Raw genomic sequence first — 15,583 nt, 5'->3', positions numbered from 1 at the left:
ATGGGTCGTCTGGGGACCGGGAACAGTGGGGATGCGGGTCCTGAATCCGCTGATGATCCACGACGCCACAGCCCGCACAGCATCGAGAAGGTGGATGCGGTGGTTGTGGGATCGGGTTTCGGCGGCTCGGTAGCGGCCTTGCGGCTCGCCGAAGCCGGCCAGTCCGTGGTGTTGATGGAACGCGGCAAACCGTACCCGCCCGGGAGTTTTGCCCGAACGCCGTCGGAAATGGGCAAGAACTTCTGGGACCCGGACCGCGGCTTGTACGGCCTGTTCGATGCCTGGACCTTCCGCGGGACCGAGGGGCTGGTCTCAAGCGGACTCGGAGGGGGTTCGCTCATCTACGCCAATGTGCTCCTGCGCAAGGACGAGAAGTGGTTCGTCAACGAATCCCCGGTCCCGGGAGGCGGTTACGAGAATTGGCCGTTTACCAGGGCCGACCTCGATCCCTTCTACGACGCCGCCGAAGCGATGCTGCAGCCCGTCCCCTACCCGTACCAGGACACAGCCAAGACCATGGCCATGGAGAAGACAGCGGCAAACCTGGGCCTTTCCATCACCCGCCCTCCCATCGCCGTCACCTTCTCCAGCGGCCCGGGCGCAGCACCCCGCACCAACCAAGCACTCCCGCTCCCCCACTACGGCAGCATCCACGGCCCCAACACTGTGCGGACTACTTGCACTCTGAGCGGTGAATGCGACATCGGCTGCAACGCCGGCGCGAAGAACACCCTTGACCACAACTACCTGTCAGCGGCGGCCTTCAAGGGAGCTGACATTCGCACCTTCCACGATGTCCGGGGCATCCGGCCGCTATCCCCCGGTACGGATGGCGGTGGCTACGAGGTCCGCTACGTCATCCACCACCCCGATAACCAAGGCGGGCTGCTCACCGAGCGCATCATCCACTGTCGCCGGCTCATCCTGGGTGCGGGGACGTTCGGGACCAATTTCCTCCTGCTCCGCAACCATGGCTCCCTCCCGGCCCTCAGCGACGCCCTCGGTACCCGGTTCAGCGGCAACGGCGACCTCCTGACGTTCATCATGGACGCCAAGACACCCGCCACCAACGGCTCCCGCCCCGGCGTCCGCACCCTCACCGGCAGCAAGGGACCGGTCATCACCACCGCAGTCAGGGTCCCGGATTCGAACGACGACGACGGCGACGGCCGCGGCTACTACGTGGAGGACGCCGGGTATCCGGCCTTCATGAACTGGCTGATCGAAACGGCCCAGCTGAAGACCGCCGTCAAACGCACGGCCAAAGTGGCGGGCCAGCTCTTCAAAGACAGGCTGTTCGACGCCGGCCGGTCCAACGTCTCGGCGGACCTCGCCGCTGCGTTGGGTGACGGGCGGTTATCGGCCAGTTCGGTCCCCTTGCTGGGTATGGGCCGGGACATACCCGACGGCGTCATGACACTTCGCGACGGCAGGCTCGCCATCGCCTGGACCATGGCAACGTCCACCGAGTACTTCGGCCGGGTCCGGCAGACAATGTCGGAGATCGCGAAGGACCTGGACGGCGACTTTATCGACAATCCGCTCTGGTGGGCCAAACGCGTGATCACCGTCCATCCGATCGGTGGGGCACCTGCCGGAAGGCACCCCGCCGAGGCCGTGTGTGATTCGTACGGGGAAGTCTTTGGCTATCCCGGTTTGTTCGTGGTCGATGGTGCTGCGATGCCTGGACCGGTTGGCGCCAACCCGTCACTGACCATCGCCGCTTTCGCCGAACGGGCCAGCGCCCACATCGTCGAAGCGGGCACCAAGGCCCGCCACCGCGGCATCAGCCCCGGCGACGCGGCCGCGGCGCAGGACACAACTCAAGCGGCAGCGCAGGACACGATCCAGCGGGAGGCGACTGGCGCCGTCGTCGACGTCGGCAGTATGGCACCGCGGTCGCTGGCGCCCGATGCCACCAAAGGCAAAGCGGCGCGGCCCGAACAGCCTGCGAGCGCCCCTGCCCAGGCACAGGCCCAGGCACAGGCGCAGGCGCAGTCGCCGGGTACGCGTGGGCTGCACATGCCAGGCAGGGCGGCAAAGGAAGCTACCTCGGTCCGCTTCACCGAGCAGATGCACGGTTGGTTCAGCCCGGGCGTCACGGATCCGGAGAAGGGCAGGAGCCTTGGCAGGGACAGGTCCCGGAAGATCATGTTCGAACTGACCATTACCGCGGAGGACATTGACGCGTTTGCAGCAGATCCCCGGCACCCGGCCAAGGCGGAGGGCTACGTACTGGCGGACTACTTCGGGGGCCGGATGCCCGTGGAACGTGGCTGGTTCAACCTGTTCGTGGAAGATAGTTCCGACGACGGCAGGCCGGCCAGGCGCATGCTGTACCGGTTGTGGTTGCGGGACCCGGGCGGAACTCCCTTCACTTTCGCCGGACACAAGCTCATCCACAATGAGGCGGGCCTGGACCTCTGGCCCGACACCACTACGCTGTACGCAACGATTCTGCAGGGCCACGTCCCGCCGGACATCGAGGTGGGAGGCACCCGGGAAGGCGTCGTCGGCGCGGGGATCCTGTTCATCCGCCCACTGGACTTCGCCAAGCAGCTGACCACCTTCCGGGCAGAGGGACCTGCTCCCGCTGCGGGCCTGCTCACGTTCGGAACGTTGTTTGGCGGCGAGCTGTGGCGGGTCTATGGTCGGGTACCCAGGCGCGTGCCGTTCCCCCTTAAGCGGAGACGATGAAGAGCCGGGAGCTCGCCCAGCTCCGCGCGGTCCTGGGTTTCACGCCCCGAACGGCGGTACGGTGGCTCGCGCCGAAGTCGTTGGCCCGCACTGCGCTGAAAGTCATGGCCGCCACAGTGTTCGCCGATTTCGGTGACAAACGCGAGTTGGAGGGCAGTTTCCCCGCTGATCAGCTAAGCCTGGACAATCTGCCCGCTCCTGGCCAACCCGCGCAGCCTGCGGTCATCGCGCGCGGCCTGCCGGCCCCCGCTGATCTTGAAAGGGGCGCGGAAAGACCATCCGAACTGTGGCTCGATTTCACGGCCGACCTTGGGGACGGCTTCGATGCCACCTACACGGTTGCCTCCTTGCTGGCGCAGGACGTGCTCAGCGTTGGAGGTTTCGATCTTCCCAGGGGCCATATCCTGGTCCTCGGCGGCGACGAGGTGTACCCCGTGGCATCCCCGGCCGGATACGAGGACCGGATGGTGGGTCCCTACCGGATGGCGTTGCCTGCACACGGGCCACTCACCGAAGCGCCGGTCATGCTGGCCCTGCCCGGCAACCACGACTGGTATGACGGCCTGACGTCGTTCATCCGGATCTTCACGCGGAACCGGAGCATCGGCAGATGGCGGACCATCCAGACGCGCAGCTACTTCGCCCTGCGGCTCACGGGCGACGCTCCCCGGCCGGGCCATCGCGGCACCCCGGGGTGGTGGCTGCTGGGCCTGGACAGCCAACTGGGCCAGTACATCGACGAGCCGCAACTTGAGTACTTCTACCGGAATGTCACCTCCCAATTGCAGCCCGGGGACGCGATCATCCTGTGCGTCGCGGCGCCCTTCTGGGTCAAAGGGAGCGCAGGCTTCCGGCAAGCCGGCTTTTTTGAGCAGGACTACCTGCACCGCCGCTTCAACCCGGAAACACAGCTGTTTGAAGCAACGGGGGCCAGTGTCCGGCTCTGGCTCACCGGCGATCTCCACCATTACTCACGCTATGAAGATGACTCTCCGGGCCTACACGCCAAGACCCAGCTCATGACATGCGGGCTCGGTGGCGCCTATTTGTCGGACGCCCACTGGCTGCCGGAGGAGCTCCACCTTCCCGCCCCCGCCGGTCCGGGAGAGTCGAGCAGCGCCCCACCCCCAGGCAACCAGCAGCCGCCCACCCGCCATTTCACGCGAACCCCCACCATTTATCCCGACCAAGCCGACTCACACCTCCTGGGCCCGCGACTGGCCAATCCGTTCACGCCTTCCTGGCTACCGGTGCGCAACCCGGGCTTCGGACTCTCCATGGGCGTGGTGCACGTTGTTGCCGCCCTGACCGTCTGGACCGTGTTCAGCGCCTTCAGCGGCGCTTCCTTCGTGGAGAGCCTGCGTGGGCTCACGCACGGCAACACCGCGCTCCTTGTGTCCGCCGTGGTTCTCGCCATGCCAGTGCTTCTGGCCGTGACCACCTTTGCAGCGCATATCCTGCATCTGACCGCTGCCGGGATCATCGTTTTTGCCCGGGGAGCGCTCTGCCAGCTGTCCGCGCTCGCGGTGAGTGCCGCCGTCGTGATCCTGCTTCCCTGGCCCGGCACCTGGCCGGACTCCCTGGTGGTGCTGCTGGCCCTGGCCCTGGTGTACGTGGGCGGCTGGGTGCTGGGTAGTGAGGCGTTCGCGCTGTTCATCCTGTCGACGCCCAGCGGCGAAGTGTCCACCTGGAAGATGTCCGGCCAGGCCATCGAGGACCACAAAGGCTTCCTCCGCCTCCATCTCGCCGCGGACGGCTCGCTGACCGTCTACCCCCTGGCGGTGGACAACATCTGCCGCGACTGGCGGCTGGAGAGGAACGACGACGGCGCGCGGCTGGTTCCCGAGGCCGGCTTGCCTGCCGTGCGGCTGCTTGAAAATCCCGTCACCATCGCACAGGCAGTCAGCAATGCACAGGCCATCAGCAATGCACAGGAGGGAAGCCCACCATGATCATCACCCGTGCCGAGCACCGGACGGAGGTGATCCCGTTCCGTGCCCGGGACAACACTCCACTGAGCCTGGTCCACGTGACCTCACCGGCGGAAACCACCAAAGGCCCCGTACTGCTTGTCCACGGTTCCGGGGTCCGTGCCGAGCTCTTCAGGCCACCGATCCGGACCACGCTGGTCGATGTCCTCCTGGAAGACGGCTGGGACGTGTGGATGCTCAATTGGCGGGCCTCCATCGACCTCGACCCCCTGTCCTGGACCCTTGCCGACGCCGCCGTAAATGACCATCCGGCCGCCGTCGAGCATGTCCTGAACGCCACTGGAGCGGAAACGATGAAGGCTGTGATCCACTGCCAGGGGTCGACGTCGTTCACCATGGCCGCCGTCGCCGGGCTGTTGCCGCAAGTGGACACGATTGTCTCGAACGCGGTTTCGCTCCACCCGGTGGTGCCGGCCTTCTCCCGCCTGAAGATCGACTACCTGACACCTGTGGTGAAAGTCTTCACCCCGTATCTGTCCCCCGCATGGGGCTACAAATCGCAGGGCTACTTCACCCGGGCCATCCGCGGCCTGGTCAAAGCCACCCACCACGAGTGCGAAAACACCGTCTGCAAGATGGTCAGTTTCACCTACGGCAGCGGCCGTCCCGCCCTCTGGTCGCACGAAAACCTCGACGACGCCACGCACCAGTGGCTCAGCGGCGAGTTCGCGGAGGTGCCGGTGACATTCTTCGAAGAAATGGGCCGAAGCATCAAGGCCGGGCACATGGTGGCCGCCGGAGACCATCCGGAACTCCCGGCGGACTTCGTGGCGGAAGCTCCGCAAACGGATGCCCGCTTCGCCTTCATCGCGGGCCTGGACAACCGCTGCTTCCTCCCGGAGAGCCAGCAACGCAGCTACGACTTCTTCCAAAAACACCGCCCCGGCAAAGACTCCCTCCATCTCATCCCGGGCTACGGCCACCTTGATGTCTTCTTTGGCGAGCGTGCCTGGCAGGACACGTTCCCCGTCATCGTCCAGGAGCTTAACGGAACCCAACGGAGGGGCACACACCAGGAGCCAACGCCATGAAGAACCTCACCCAACTTCTCACTCCCCTGCTCAAGCTCATGCCCTCGCCGGTTCCCCGACGGCAGGAACAGCTCCGTGGCCAGCATGCCTTTGCCGACGGAATCAAGTACGTCATGCCGGTCAACTCCGATGATTCCCCGGTGTTGATGGCGGCCTTCCCCATCAACAAACGTGCGGCCGCAGCGGTCCTTCCCGGCGCTGAAATGAGGCCCTTCAGCCTCGGCGGCAAGGGCCTGCTGGTCGTGACCGTGGTCAACTACAAGTCCACGGACATCGGCAAATACATCGAGTACTCCCTGGCCATCGCCATCACCCATGGCAGCAGGCCTGCCCCGCCCCTGCTGCCGTTGCTGTTCCAGAAGACCTTCAAGCTGGGACAGTTCGTGGTGGACCTGCCCGTCAGCACGGAAATCTCCGTCAAAGGCGGCAAGGGGATCTGGGGCATGCCCAAACACCAGGCCAACCTGGACTTCGTGGTCACCGACTCCACCGTGTCCGCACAGTACGACCAAGATGGCCAACTGGGCTGCTACATCGAAATCGAGCGGCCCGAGCCCCTGGGACTGCCCCTGAAACTGGCCGCATCCAACTACTGCGCTTTCCGAAACATGCTGTGGAAATCCGACATCTACTTCGAGGCCACAGGAGATATCGCCTTTGGAGGACAAGCGAAGGCGCGCCTCATCCTGGGTGACGTGCCCGGCGTCGAGCCTTTGAAAACACTGCAGGTCGAAAACAAACCGGTCTTCACCGCCTGGCTGCCGCAGGCCCACGGCGTCCTGGATGACCACTACGAAGCATGGTTCCTCACTGCCCCCACCCAGCTGGAGGCAGTAGCGCTTCGCGGTGGCGACATGCTGGACAGTGTCACCGACCTCGGGCAAGGGCAGGAGTGGTTGGCTCCCCCGGACCGAAGCCGGGTACCAGGGGCCGTACCGGGCCTGGAACCAGGCGGAGACGCGAGATGAACTGGCTCCTGCTGGTCAATGCCCTCTATTTCCTGTTCGGCGCCACCATGTACGTCGGCACCATGTGGGTCCTCAAGTTCTTCCTCTACCCCACCTGGCGTTCACTGGCCCGCGACAACGTGGACATGCACTTTGGCATCCCCACCCGGGCCGCCACCAAGTTCTTCACCATCGTGGTACCCATCATGTTCATCTCCGGAGGCATCCTTGTCTGGTCCGAATGGGGTACCGTCCGGGTCATTTTCGCGATCATCTGCCTGGTGGGGATCATTACGCTGACCGTCGTGGGGCAAGGCCTCATCATCCCCATCAACGTGCGGATCCGGGGCGGCGACTTCGCCGACGACGCCGAACTCCGGTCGCTGCTTCAACGGTGGATGCTGCTCAACGACATCCGCTTCTATGTCTCCACCCTGACCTGGGCGTCGATGGTGTGGCTCCTCGTTGACCGCGGCCGCCTCCTGGAGTCCTTCGCATGAATGATCCCCTTCGCGCGGTCCTCACGGTCATCGCCGGCATCACCATCCTCAGCGGCGCGGTCCAAGTGCCCTTCGGAGGGCCCATCCTCGGCCTGCTGGGCGCAGAGGACACCGCCACCAGCCGCCAACTCTTCGGCACAGTGGGCATGTTCATGGTGATCGTCGGCGGACTGCTCCTCCACAGCTTGCTCAGCGGTGCTCCCTCCCCTCTGGTGGTTCTCTGGTCCACGCTCCAGAAAGCCGGGGCCTTCGGGGCGGTAGGCATCGGGGTGCTGAACGGAGTCTTCGCCCCGGTTGCGCTGGGGGTCGCCTTCTTCGACCTCGCGACGGCGGTCCTCCTGTTCATCTACTGGCGCAGGATCCGTATCCCGGCAACTGCCCCGGGGCTGGCCGGACGATGAAACGCTCCTTGGTCCTCGCCGGTGGCGGCATGCGCGTGGCGTGGCAGGCAGGCGTGGTCAAGGCGCTCGCCGAGGAAGGTCTGGACTTCCAGCATATCGACGGCACCTCCGGCGGCATCCTGACAGCCGGGATGATGCTCTCCGGAGTTTCCGCGGACGACATATGCCGACGCTGGTCCGCCGTGGACGTCAAGGACTTCAGCTCGGCCCTGCCCTTCGGCGACTACGTCAAGGGGCCCTGGGCGCTGCCCGCCCTGGGTGACGCCGACGGCATCCTGGACAAGATCTTCCCCGCCCTGGGCATCAACGCAGAAACCATCCGTGACCGCGCCGCTGGACCGGACGCCGTCGAAGGTTCCTTCAACGTGGTGGAGTTCACCTCAAAACAGTGCCACGCGATTGACGCTGCCGCCATTGACGCTGAACTGATGGCGGCGGGAATGTCCTTGCCCATCTTCCTCAAGCCGCTCCGCCGGGACAGAAAGATCTGGACCGATGCCGTATGGGTCCGGGACGCGAACGTGGGAGAGGCTTTGCGTCGGGGTGCAGGGGAAGTCTGGCTGATCTGGTGCATCGGCAATTCCCCGTACTGGGGCGACGGGCCGCTGGAGCAATACGTGCACATGATCGAGATGAGTGCCATGGGTGCCCTCCTGGCCGACTTTGACGCTGCGGCCGCCGCGGGCCGTGAGTTCGTGCTGCATGTGATCCGGCCCGAGCATCCCTTGCCGCTGGATCCCGAGTTCTACCTGGGGCGGATCGACGCCGACACACTGATCGGCATGGGGTACCGCGATGCCCGGGCTTATCTCGACGCGATGGACCCGGACGGTCTCGCAAAGGATGCCCGCTGCACCGCGATGACCGAACCCGCGCCGGGTGTCCGTTTCAACGACGTCTTGCATGGCGAACTCGACGGTCAACCGCTGAAGTTCCGGGCCGCCGTCGTCGTCCCCGCGGAACCCGGGGACGCACCACCGCAGCTGAGCGGCTACCTTGACCACCCACAATCCGGCCGTGCCTTCCTGGCCGATGGCCGGGTTGAAGTGAACGGCGAGGACCTCACCTACCGCGCCCGGGTGCGGCTGGACGGCAGCTGGCAGGAGGTAGCCCTCACCCGCAGCCTGCATGACGACCCGGGTCCCGATGCGTGGTCGGACATCCGGACTGCCCGGCTGGAGATAGGCGGGCACGTGGTGGAGATCACCATGGGCCTGGGCGATGTGGCGGGCCTTCTGGCGTCCGTGGAACCCGTCGGCGCCCACGGTGTGAGGGCGCGCGCACAGGTCGTCGCCCGCTTCACCACCAACGGATTCCGCGAGCTTTTGCGGCGGTACTGACGGCGCATGCACAAGGATGTGACGCACGTTATTACCGGCCGGTAAACAGCACGCTACGAACACGCCAAAGATGGCAACAGCGGCGAAACACCCGCGAAAAACCGGCCCCCTACGCTGATGATCAACAGCACCAAACAGGTCATCAGCGAAAGGGCCCACCATGTCCTCCACTTCCCTTCACATCGTCATCGCCGGCGCCGGCCCCGCAGCCCAGGCACTGGTGCGGCGGCTGGCGGGCAGGACCGACAACCGTCAACAATCCTTCGCCGGTACCATCACCGTGCTCAGCAACCGCGACGATTGCCCCGACGCCCTCCTGGAACTGGCGGAACTGCCCCAGGTCTCCGTGCGCTTCGGCCAGGCCGCAAGTTTCATTGACGCAGAGGCCAAAGTGGTCACCACTGTGGATGGCATGGACTTCAGCTACGACCAACTGGTCATCGCCACGGGATCGGCCCCCGCGCTTCCTCCCGTCGAAGGCGCCGACGCTGTGTTGAGCTACTCCACCATCGACGACGCCGCCTCCATCGGTGAGGCAGTCAAGGATGTCACCCGCTCAGTCGGCCGCCGCCCCCTGGGGATCCTCGTCGGCAACGGTCCAGCAGCGGGCCAGGCCGAAGCGGTGCTGCGGGCCCGCGGCGTCCGTCCCGTCCGGACCACCCTGCGCCCCACAGCCGTGGTCGCCGCCGATCCGGCAGGATCCGGGCAGGCGCAGGCCGCAGCCGGCATTGTCTTTGAAGATGGCAGCAGCATGAAGGGTGACCTCGTCGTCCTGGCCGAGGAACGCACCGCACGCAATGACCTCGCCGAAAGCGCCGGACTCCAGATAGCGTTCGACGGCGGAATCGCCGTGGGGCGCGACCTCGCCACCTCGGTCCCCGGCATCTGGGCGATCGGTGATGCCGCGTCCTGCGACGGCCTGCGCCTGGGCCTGCTGCTGTCCGCTGAGTCCTCGGCGATGCTGTGTGCATCGGGCATGCTCCTCGGTATGGCGGGAAGCGCGATCCCCACCGCCATGGCTGCCTAAGCTGCCTCATCGACGTCTGCCCGCGCCTGCCTGAGCACCCCGGGCAGGCCCGGGCAGACCCGCGCCGGTGTGGCAAGATGGTCCTTTGACGGGCAGTGACAACCCTGCGGCCACCGGGCCGGCCACGCCCTGCACGGAAGGATTCCATTGAGCAACGAAGCCGTCGCCCCTGCAAATATCGCCTCCTACATCGACCACACACTCTTGAAGCCGGAGGCCAGCGAGGCCGACATCCTCAAAGTATGCGCAGAGGCTGTCGAGTACCGTTTCAAGTCCGTTTGCGTGAACCCTGTGTGGGTCAAAACCGTCGCCAAAGCCCTCCGGGGCTCGGGAGTGCTGACGTGTTCGGTGATCGGCTTCCCGCTGGGGGCAACGCCGACCGACGTCAAGAGCTTCGAGGCCCGCGGCGCCGTGCTCGATGGCGCCAACGAGATCGACATGGTGATCAACATGGCCTCGGCCCGCGCCAATGACAAGGGCGCTTTGGTTGATGACATCCGCGCCGTGGCAGAAACCGTGCACGCCGGCGAAGCCATCCTGAAAGTCATCATTGAGACCTCCATGCTCACGGACGAACAAAAAGTCATCGCCTGCGAAGCAGCCGTTGAGGCCGGCGCAGATTTCGTCAAGACCTCCACGGGATTCAACGGTGGCGGCGCCACGGTGGAAGATGTCGCCCTGATGCGCAAGACCGTAGGCCCGGAGCTCGGCGTCAAAGCATCCGGTGGTGTGCGCTCCCTGGCCGACGCACAGGCTATGATTGCTGCTGGTGCAACACGTATCGGAGCGAGTTCCGGAATTGCCATCGTCAAAGGTGAACAGGGTTCATCTGCCTACTGAGGCTTCCGCAACTGCCAGAGATTTTTGAGCCCCGCGGGGCCGAGGAGGAATGAATGTCCAAGAACGCCACAAGTGCCCCCATTGAAAAAGAAAACAGTCTCGGCACGAGCATTGTCTTGTTCCTGGTCATCATCGTGCTCTTCCTGGGTGCCATCTACTCGCTCTCCTTCCTGAGCCTGGACAACCCGTGGCCGATGGCCGTGTGCCTGGGCCTCTTCGCCCTGGCCTTCTGGATTCCCCAGACCATCCTCGGCCGCTCGGACTCCGCCGGCGAGAACTAGAAGCCTTAAAGCAACGCGGGGTCACTTACGGCCCATCATCCCCTTCGGGATGGGCCGTAAGTGACCCCGCGTTGCTCTTTTAAAGCGCCAGGGCCGCCAGGAAGGCCGGCCAGTGCAGTTGGGCCAGCGTCCAGGCTGCGGCCCCCATACCCACCATCGCATAGCCACTGACCGGAATCAGCACCAGCCATTCGCGTCGGGATCCAGCGCGGCCCAGCAGCGGCAGGGAAAAGGCACCGTTCGCCCGCCAGATTCCGCTCACCAGCGATTTCCGCAGGAACTTCGGCGGCTTGATGACGATCGGCCACAACAAGGGCACGCCACCCACAGTGATCATGTCCCCCACGATATGAACCACCACGCCAGTGAGCATGGACAACGGGAGCCAACCCCACTGGTCAGGAGCAAACCAGGTCACCAAACCTGCCATGACCAGGGCAAAGAGCCAGTTGGTGATCCACCCGGACTTCGGGAACAGATTCAACGCCTTGGCTGCCAGGTTGATCATGAACATGCACAGCAGGCCCGCGCCGATGGAGAGTTTTCCCACCGGGGTCATCATCTGGAACTGCGCGGCCATCGCGGCAAGGACCACGAACGCGGAGGCCCCCAGCAGCGAGTGCGTACCCTGCCGGTGCCCGCCGCTGGCCTTCTCGATCCCCACCGCGATCACATTGGACAGCGGCGGCAACGAGTTCGCTATGGTGCTGTGCCGGTGGTCCCAGTCGCACACGAGCGCAGTTCCCGCCGTCGCCATGGCGCCAATCAGGATTCCGGTGGAATCCAGGGGGTACCAGCCCAAGGCGTAGGGACCGGTTGAGGCAATGGCTATCCACGCCGCGGCTCCCGACGCGGCGTGGTGTCCTCCCATCATTCGCCTAGCCTGCCTTCACAGGCACATCGGCGAAGATCGCTTCAATGACGTTGTTGGCCCACTGCAGGATCTCGGCATCCTGAAGGTCCCGTCCGCCGATCCTGGCGGTCTTGGGCTTGGGAATCAGCACGGCGTCCAGGGCAGGCTTGACCTGGGAACCCGGGTACATGCGGTTCAGGCGCATGGTTTTGGATTCGGGCAGTTGCGCCGGCGAGAAGCGGATGAAGTTGCCTTGAAGTGCGACGTCGGACAGGCCGGCCTCGCGGGCACCAACCCGGAAGCGGGCCACGGCAATGAGGTTTTGGGCCGGGAGCGGCGGCTCACCGTAGCGGTCAACGAGTTCGGCGAGGACTTCGTCAATCGCTTCGTGGGTGGTCGCGGCTGCGAGCTTGCGATAGGCCTCCAGGCGCAGCCTCTCCCCCGGCACGTAGTCGTGCGGCAGGTGGGCGTTGACGGGCAGCTCGATCTTCATTTCGGCGGCCTTCTCCTCCGCCTCGCCACGATATTCGGCCACGGCCTCGCCCACCAGCCGAATGTAAAGATCGAAGCCGACGCCTTGGATATGGCCTGACTGCTCTCCGCCCAGCAGGTTGCCCGCACCACGGATCTCGAGGTCCTTCATGGCCAGCTGCATGCCCGCACCGAGCTCATTGTGCGCTGCCACTGCCTTGAGGCGCTCCAAAGCCACCTCGCCCAGCGGCTTTTCCGAAGGGTAAAGGAAGTAGGCGTAGGCACGTTCGCGGCCACGGCCAACACGGCCACGGAGCTGGTGCAACTGCGAGAGGCCGTACTTGTCTGCTCCGTCCACGATCAAAGTGTTGGCGTTGGAGATGTCCAGGCCCGTCTCGATGATGGTGGTGCAGACCAGGACGTCGAAGCGCTTCTCCCAGAAGTCCACAATGATCTTCTCCAGGCGGCTCTCGGACATCTGCCCGTGCGCCACCTCCACCCGCGCTTCAGGGACAAGCTCCCGGATCTGGGCGGCGATGCGCTCGATCGAGGACACGCGGTTGTGCACGAAGAACACCTGGCCCTCACGCATGAGCTCGCGGCGGATCGCTGCCGAGGTCTGCTTGTTGGTGAAGGGCCCCACGTAGGTCAGCACAGGGTGTCGTTCTTCAGGTGGTGTGGCCAGCGTTGAGGTTTCCCGGATGCCCGTGAGAGACATTTCCAAGGTTCGCGGAATCGGCGTGGCACTCATGGCCAGGACATCGACGTTGGTGCGCATCTTCTTGAGCGCTTCCTTGTGTTCGACGCCGAAGCGCTGTTCCTCGTCCACGATGACCAAGCCAAGGTCCTTGAACTCAAAGTCCTTGGACAGCAGCCGGTGGGTTCCGATCACCACGTCCACGGCACCGCTCTTGACGCCCTCGGCAGTCTCCTTGGCCTCTTTGGCGGTCTGGAACCGGGACAAGGGCCTCACCCGGAGGGGGAACCCCGAAAAACGTTCAGTAAACGTCTCGTAGTGCTGCTGCGCCAAGAGCGTGGTGGGCACCAGAACTGCCACCTGCTTGCCGTCCTGGACAGCCTTGAACGCCGCGCGCACGGCGATCTCGGTCTTGCCGTAGCCCACGTCACCGGACACCAGCCGGTCCATGGGGATCTCGCGTTCCATGTCCGCCTTGACCTCGTTGATGGTGGTCAACTGGTCAGGAGTCTCCACGTAAGGGAACGCCTCCTCCAACTCGCGCTGCCACGGAGTATCCGGGGCGAAGGCGTGCCCCCGGGATGCCATGCGCGCCGAGTACAGGCGGATCAGTTCGCCGGCGATCTCCTTGACGGCCTTGCGGGCCTTGGACTTGGTGCTGGCCCAGTCCGCGCCGCCCATCTTGCTCAGGGCCGGAGTGTCACCGCCCACGTAGCGGGTCACCTGGTCCAGCTGGTCCGTGGGCACGAAGAGACGGTCTCCCGGGGCTCCGCGCTTGGACGGTGCGTACTCCAGCACCAGGTACTCGCGCAGTCCGGCATCGGACGACGACGTACCGGTCACCTTGCGCTGGATGAGCTCCACGAACCGGCCGATGCCGTGCTGCTCGTGCACCACGAAGTCCCCGGCGTGCAGCTGCAACGGATCAACGGCGTTGCGCCGCTTGGAGGGCATGCGGCGCATGTCCTTCGTGGAACTGGCCGAGGCTCGTCCCAGGAGGTCCGCCTCCGTCAACAGCCCCAGTTTGAGTCCGTCCAGGACAAAGCCACGGCCGACGGCGGCAGTGGTCACCTCGATGATGCCCGGCTGGGGTTCGTTATCCAGGGACTCGACGCGGGAACACGGAATGTCTGCGTCATGGAACAGCTCGGCCAAACGCTGGGCAGGACCCGGGCCATCGGTCACTACCACCACGCGCCACTGATCGCGGACACGGGAGCCGATGAACTCGAGCATTTCAGCGACATCGCCCTGGTAGCCGCGGGGTTCCCTGGCACGCATGTTGAGGACATCAATGTCCAGGACCAGGTCCTCATCCGAGGCGAGGGAGGTGATGGACCACCACGAAACGCCGTGTTCCAGCGCAGCGGAGCGTGTGTCCGTCAGCGAGCGGAAACTGGCAGCGTGCAGGTCGGTCGAGGCCTGGGACGACAGATCCAGTGGCGCCGCACCGCCGTCGGACGCTGTTGACCAGGCCGCTTCCAGGAACTCTTCATTGGTCGCCGCGAGGTCGTGCGCGCGGGTGCGTACCTTTTCGGGCTCGATGACCACCGAGAGGGAACCGGTCGGGAGCTGGTCCACGAACGGAACCATGGCATCCACCAGCACCGGGGCCAGGGATTCCATACCCTCAACAGCGATGCCACCGGCGATCTTCTCCAGCATGTCTGCTGCGGCGGGCATGTCGGCCTTCAGCTTGGCGGCGCGCGACATCACGGAGGGAGTGATGAGGATTTCGCGGCACGGAGGGGCGTGCAGTTCCGTGGGGTGGTGGACCCCTGGCGCGGTCAGGGAACGCTGGTCGGCAACGGCGAACCAGCGCATCTGATCCACCTCGTCGCCAAAGAACTCCACACGGATGGGGTGGTCCTCGGTGGGCGGGAAGACGTCAAGGATGCCACCGCGGACGGCGAATTCACCACGATGGGTCACCATGTCCACGCGGGCGTAGGCGGCGTCGGACAAGGCGCGCACGACCTCGCTGAAGGACCGCTCCTGCCCGACCTGCAGCGTCACGGGAACGAGGTCGCCCAACCCGGCCACAATCGGCTGCACCACGGCGCGAACGGGAGCCACCACCACCCGCAACGGGGCCGCCGTCGAGGTTTCCGGGTGCGTCAGGCGGCGCAGCACCGAAAGCCGCCGGCCCACAGTGTCCGAGCGCGGCGAGAGACGCTCATGCGGAAGGGTTTCCCAGCTGGGGAAAGCGGCAACGGAATCCGCGGGGAGGTAGGAGGCGAGGGCGGCTGTGAGGTCTTCGGCTTCCCTGCCCGTGGCAGTGACAGCGAGGACCACCGGCGCGCCGCCACCATCGGCAGCGGCATCGGCCAGGGCATCTGCCATTTCGGCGATCAGGACGGCCCGCATGCCGGTGGGGGCGCTGATCTGGTAGTCCGTGTTGCGGTCGCTGAAGGGCCGCTGCGCCTCTGTGCGAACGCGCGCAAACGTCTTGTCCTCCGCCAGTGCGCGGCGCAGACCGTTGAGGCTCATGGCAGAAACTCCTAGGG

General features: G+C 65.3%; 12 protein-coding genes. 10 read left to right on the top strand and 2 right to left on the bottom strand.

Annotated elements, in window-relative coordinates; all coding sequences use genetic code 11:
- The 10 genes from PQ627_RS12000 (at position 1) to PQ627_RS11955 (ending at position 11,055) form a co-directional block, all read left to right on the top strand.
- Positions 1–2,697, top strand: coding sequence for a GMC oxidoreductase (locus PQ627_RS12000; RefSeq protein ID WP_274261245.1), 2,697 nt, complete (start codon positions 1–3; stop codon positions 2,695–2,697).
- Positions 2,694–4,649, top strand: a complete 1,956-nt coding sequence (locus PQ627_RS11995) for a hypothetical protein (protein ID WP_274261243.1) — start codon at positions 2,694–2,696, stop codon at positions 4,647–4,649. Before PQ627_RS12000 ends, PQ627_RS11995 begins: the two co-directional genes overlap by 4 nt.
- Complete coding sequence (locus PQ627_RS11990) at positions 4,646–5,719, top strand: alpha/beta hydrolase (RefSeq protein WP_274261241.1); 1,074 nt, start codon at positions 4,646–4,648, stop codon at positions 5,717–5,719. The genes PQ627_RS11995 and PQ627_RS11990 overlap by 4 nt, the downstream gene beginning before the upstream one ends.
- Positions 5,716–6,687, top strand: coding sequence for an acetoacetate decarboxylase family protein (locus PQ627_RS11985; RefSeq protein WP_274261239.1), 972 nt, complete (start codon positions 5,716–5,718; stop codon positions 6,685–6,687). Before PQ627_RS11990 ends, PQ627_RS11985 begins: the two co-directional genes overlap by 4 nt.
- Complete coding sequence (locus tag PQ627_RS11980) at positions 6,684–7,166, top strand: hypothetical protein (protein ID WP_274261237.1); 483 nt, start codon at positions 6,684–6,686, stop codon at positions 7,164–7,166. Before PQ627_RS11985 ends, PQ627_RS11980 begins: the two co-directional genes overlap by 4 nt.
- Positions 7,163–7,567, top strand: a complete 405-nt coding sequence (locus PQ627_RS11975) for a hypothetical protein (RefSeq protein ID WP_274261235.1) — start codon at positions 7,163–7,165, stop codon at positions 7,565–7,567. Before PQ627_RS11980 ends, PQ627_RS11975 begins: the two co-directional genes overlap by 4 nt.
- On the top strand, positions 7,564–8,907 hold the full coding sequence (locus tag PQ627_RS11970) for a patatin-like phospholipase family protein (RefSeq protein ID WP_274261232.1): 1,344 nt from the start codon (positions 7,564–7,566) through the stop codon (positions 8,905–8,907). The genes PQ627_RS11975 and PQ627_RS11970 overlap by 4 nt, the downstream gene beginning before the upstream one ends.
- Positions 8,908–9,067: 160 nt before the next feature.
- On the top strand, positions 9,068–9,934 hold the full coding sequence (locus PQ627_RS11965) for an FAD-dependent oxidoreductase (protein ID WP_274261231.1): 867 nt from the start codon (positions 9,068–9,070) through the stop codon (positions 9,932–9,934).
- Between the two features lie 147 nt (positions 9,935–10,081).
- Positions 10,082–10,774, top strand: coding sequence for a deoxyribose-phosphate aldolase (gene deoC, locus PQ627_RS11960; RefSeq protein WP_274261229.1), 693 nt, complete (start codon positions 10,082–10,084; stop codon positions 10,772–10,774).
- A 53-nt stretch (positions 10,775–10,827) separates the two neighbouring features.
- Positions 10,828–11,055 carry a hypothetical protein gene (locus tag PQ627_RS11955; RefSeq protein ID WP_274261227.1) on the top strand — a complete coding sequence of 76 codons (228 nt, stop codon included), beginning with the start codon at positions 10,828–10,830 and terminating at the stop codon, positions 11,053–11,055.
- A gap of 79 nt (positions 11,056–11,134) precedes the next feature.
- Here the strand turns inward: PQ627_RS11955 and PQ627_RS11950 are convergent, their stop codons facing one another.
- Complete coding sequence (locus PQ627_RS11950; protein WP_144661956.1) at positions 11,135–11,929, bottom strand: metal-dependent hydrolase; 795 nt, start codon at positions 11,927–11,929, stop codon at positions 11,135–11,137.
- Between the two features lie 4 nt (positions 11,930–11,933).
- Entirely contained in the window at positions 11,934–15,566 is a 3,633-nt protein-coding gene (gene mfd / locus PQ627_RS11945) for a transcription-repair coupling factor (RefSeq protein ID WP_274261224.1), read from the bottom strand.
- Positions 15,567–15,583 lie beyond the last annotated feature (17 nt).

This window comes from Paenarthrobacter sp. AB444 (assembly GCF_028736865.1).
GTDB classification, from domain to species: Bacteria; Actinomycetota; Actinomycetes; order Actinomycetales; family Micrococcaceae; genus Arthrobacter; species Arthrobacter nicotinovorans_B.
This window is presented reverse-complemented; position numbering and strand designations above follow the sequence as displayed.

Coding starts and splice junctions, on each gene's coding strand:
- PQ627_RS12000 (WP_274261245.1), top strand. CDS start 1: ATGGGTCGTCTGGGGACCGGGAACAGTGGGGATGCGGGTCCTGAATCC.
- PQ627_RS11995 (WP_274261243.1), top strand. CDS start 2,694: ATGAAGAGCCGGGAGCTCGCCCAGCTCCGCGCGGTCCTGGGTTTCACG.
- PQ627_RS11990 (WP_274261241.1), top strand. CDS start 4,646: ATGATCATCACCCGTGCCGAGCACCGGACGGAGGTGATCCCGTTCCGT.
- PQ627_RS11985 (WP_274261239.1), top strand. CDS start 5,716: ATGAAGAACCTCACCCAACTTCTCACTCCCCTGCTCAAGCTCATGCCC.
- PQ627_RS11980 (WP_274261237.1), top strand. CDS start 6,684: ATGAACTGGCTCCTGCTGGTCAATGCCCTCTATTTCCTGTTCGGCGCC.
- PQ627_RS11975 (WP_274261235.1), top strand. CDS start 7,163: ATGAATGATCCCCTTCGCGCGGTCCTCACGGTCATCGCCGGCATCACC.
- PQ627_RS11970 (WP_274261232.1), top strand. CDS start 7,564: ATGAAACGCTCCTTGGTCCTCGCCGGTGGCGGCATGCGCGTGGCGTGG.
- PQ627_RS11965 (WP_274261231.1), top strand. CDS start 9,068: ATGTCCTCCACTTCCCTTCACATCGTCATCGCCGGCGCCGGCCCCGCA.
- PQ627_RS11955 (WP_274261227.1), top strand. CDS start 10,828: ATGTCCAAGAACGCCACAAGTGCCCCCATTGAAAAAGAAAACAGTCTC.
- PQ627_RS11950 (WP_144661956.1), bottom strand. CDS start 11,929: ATGATGGGAGGACACCACGCCGCGTCGGGAGCCGCGGCGTGGATAGCC.
- mfd (WP_274261224.1), bottom strand. CDS start 15,566: ATGAGCCTCAACGGTCTGCGCCGCGCACTGGCGGAGGACAAGACGTTT.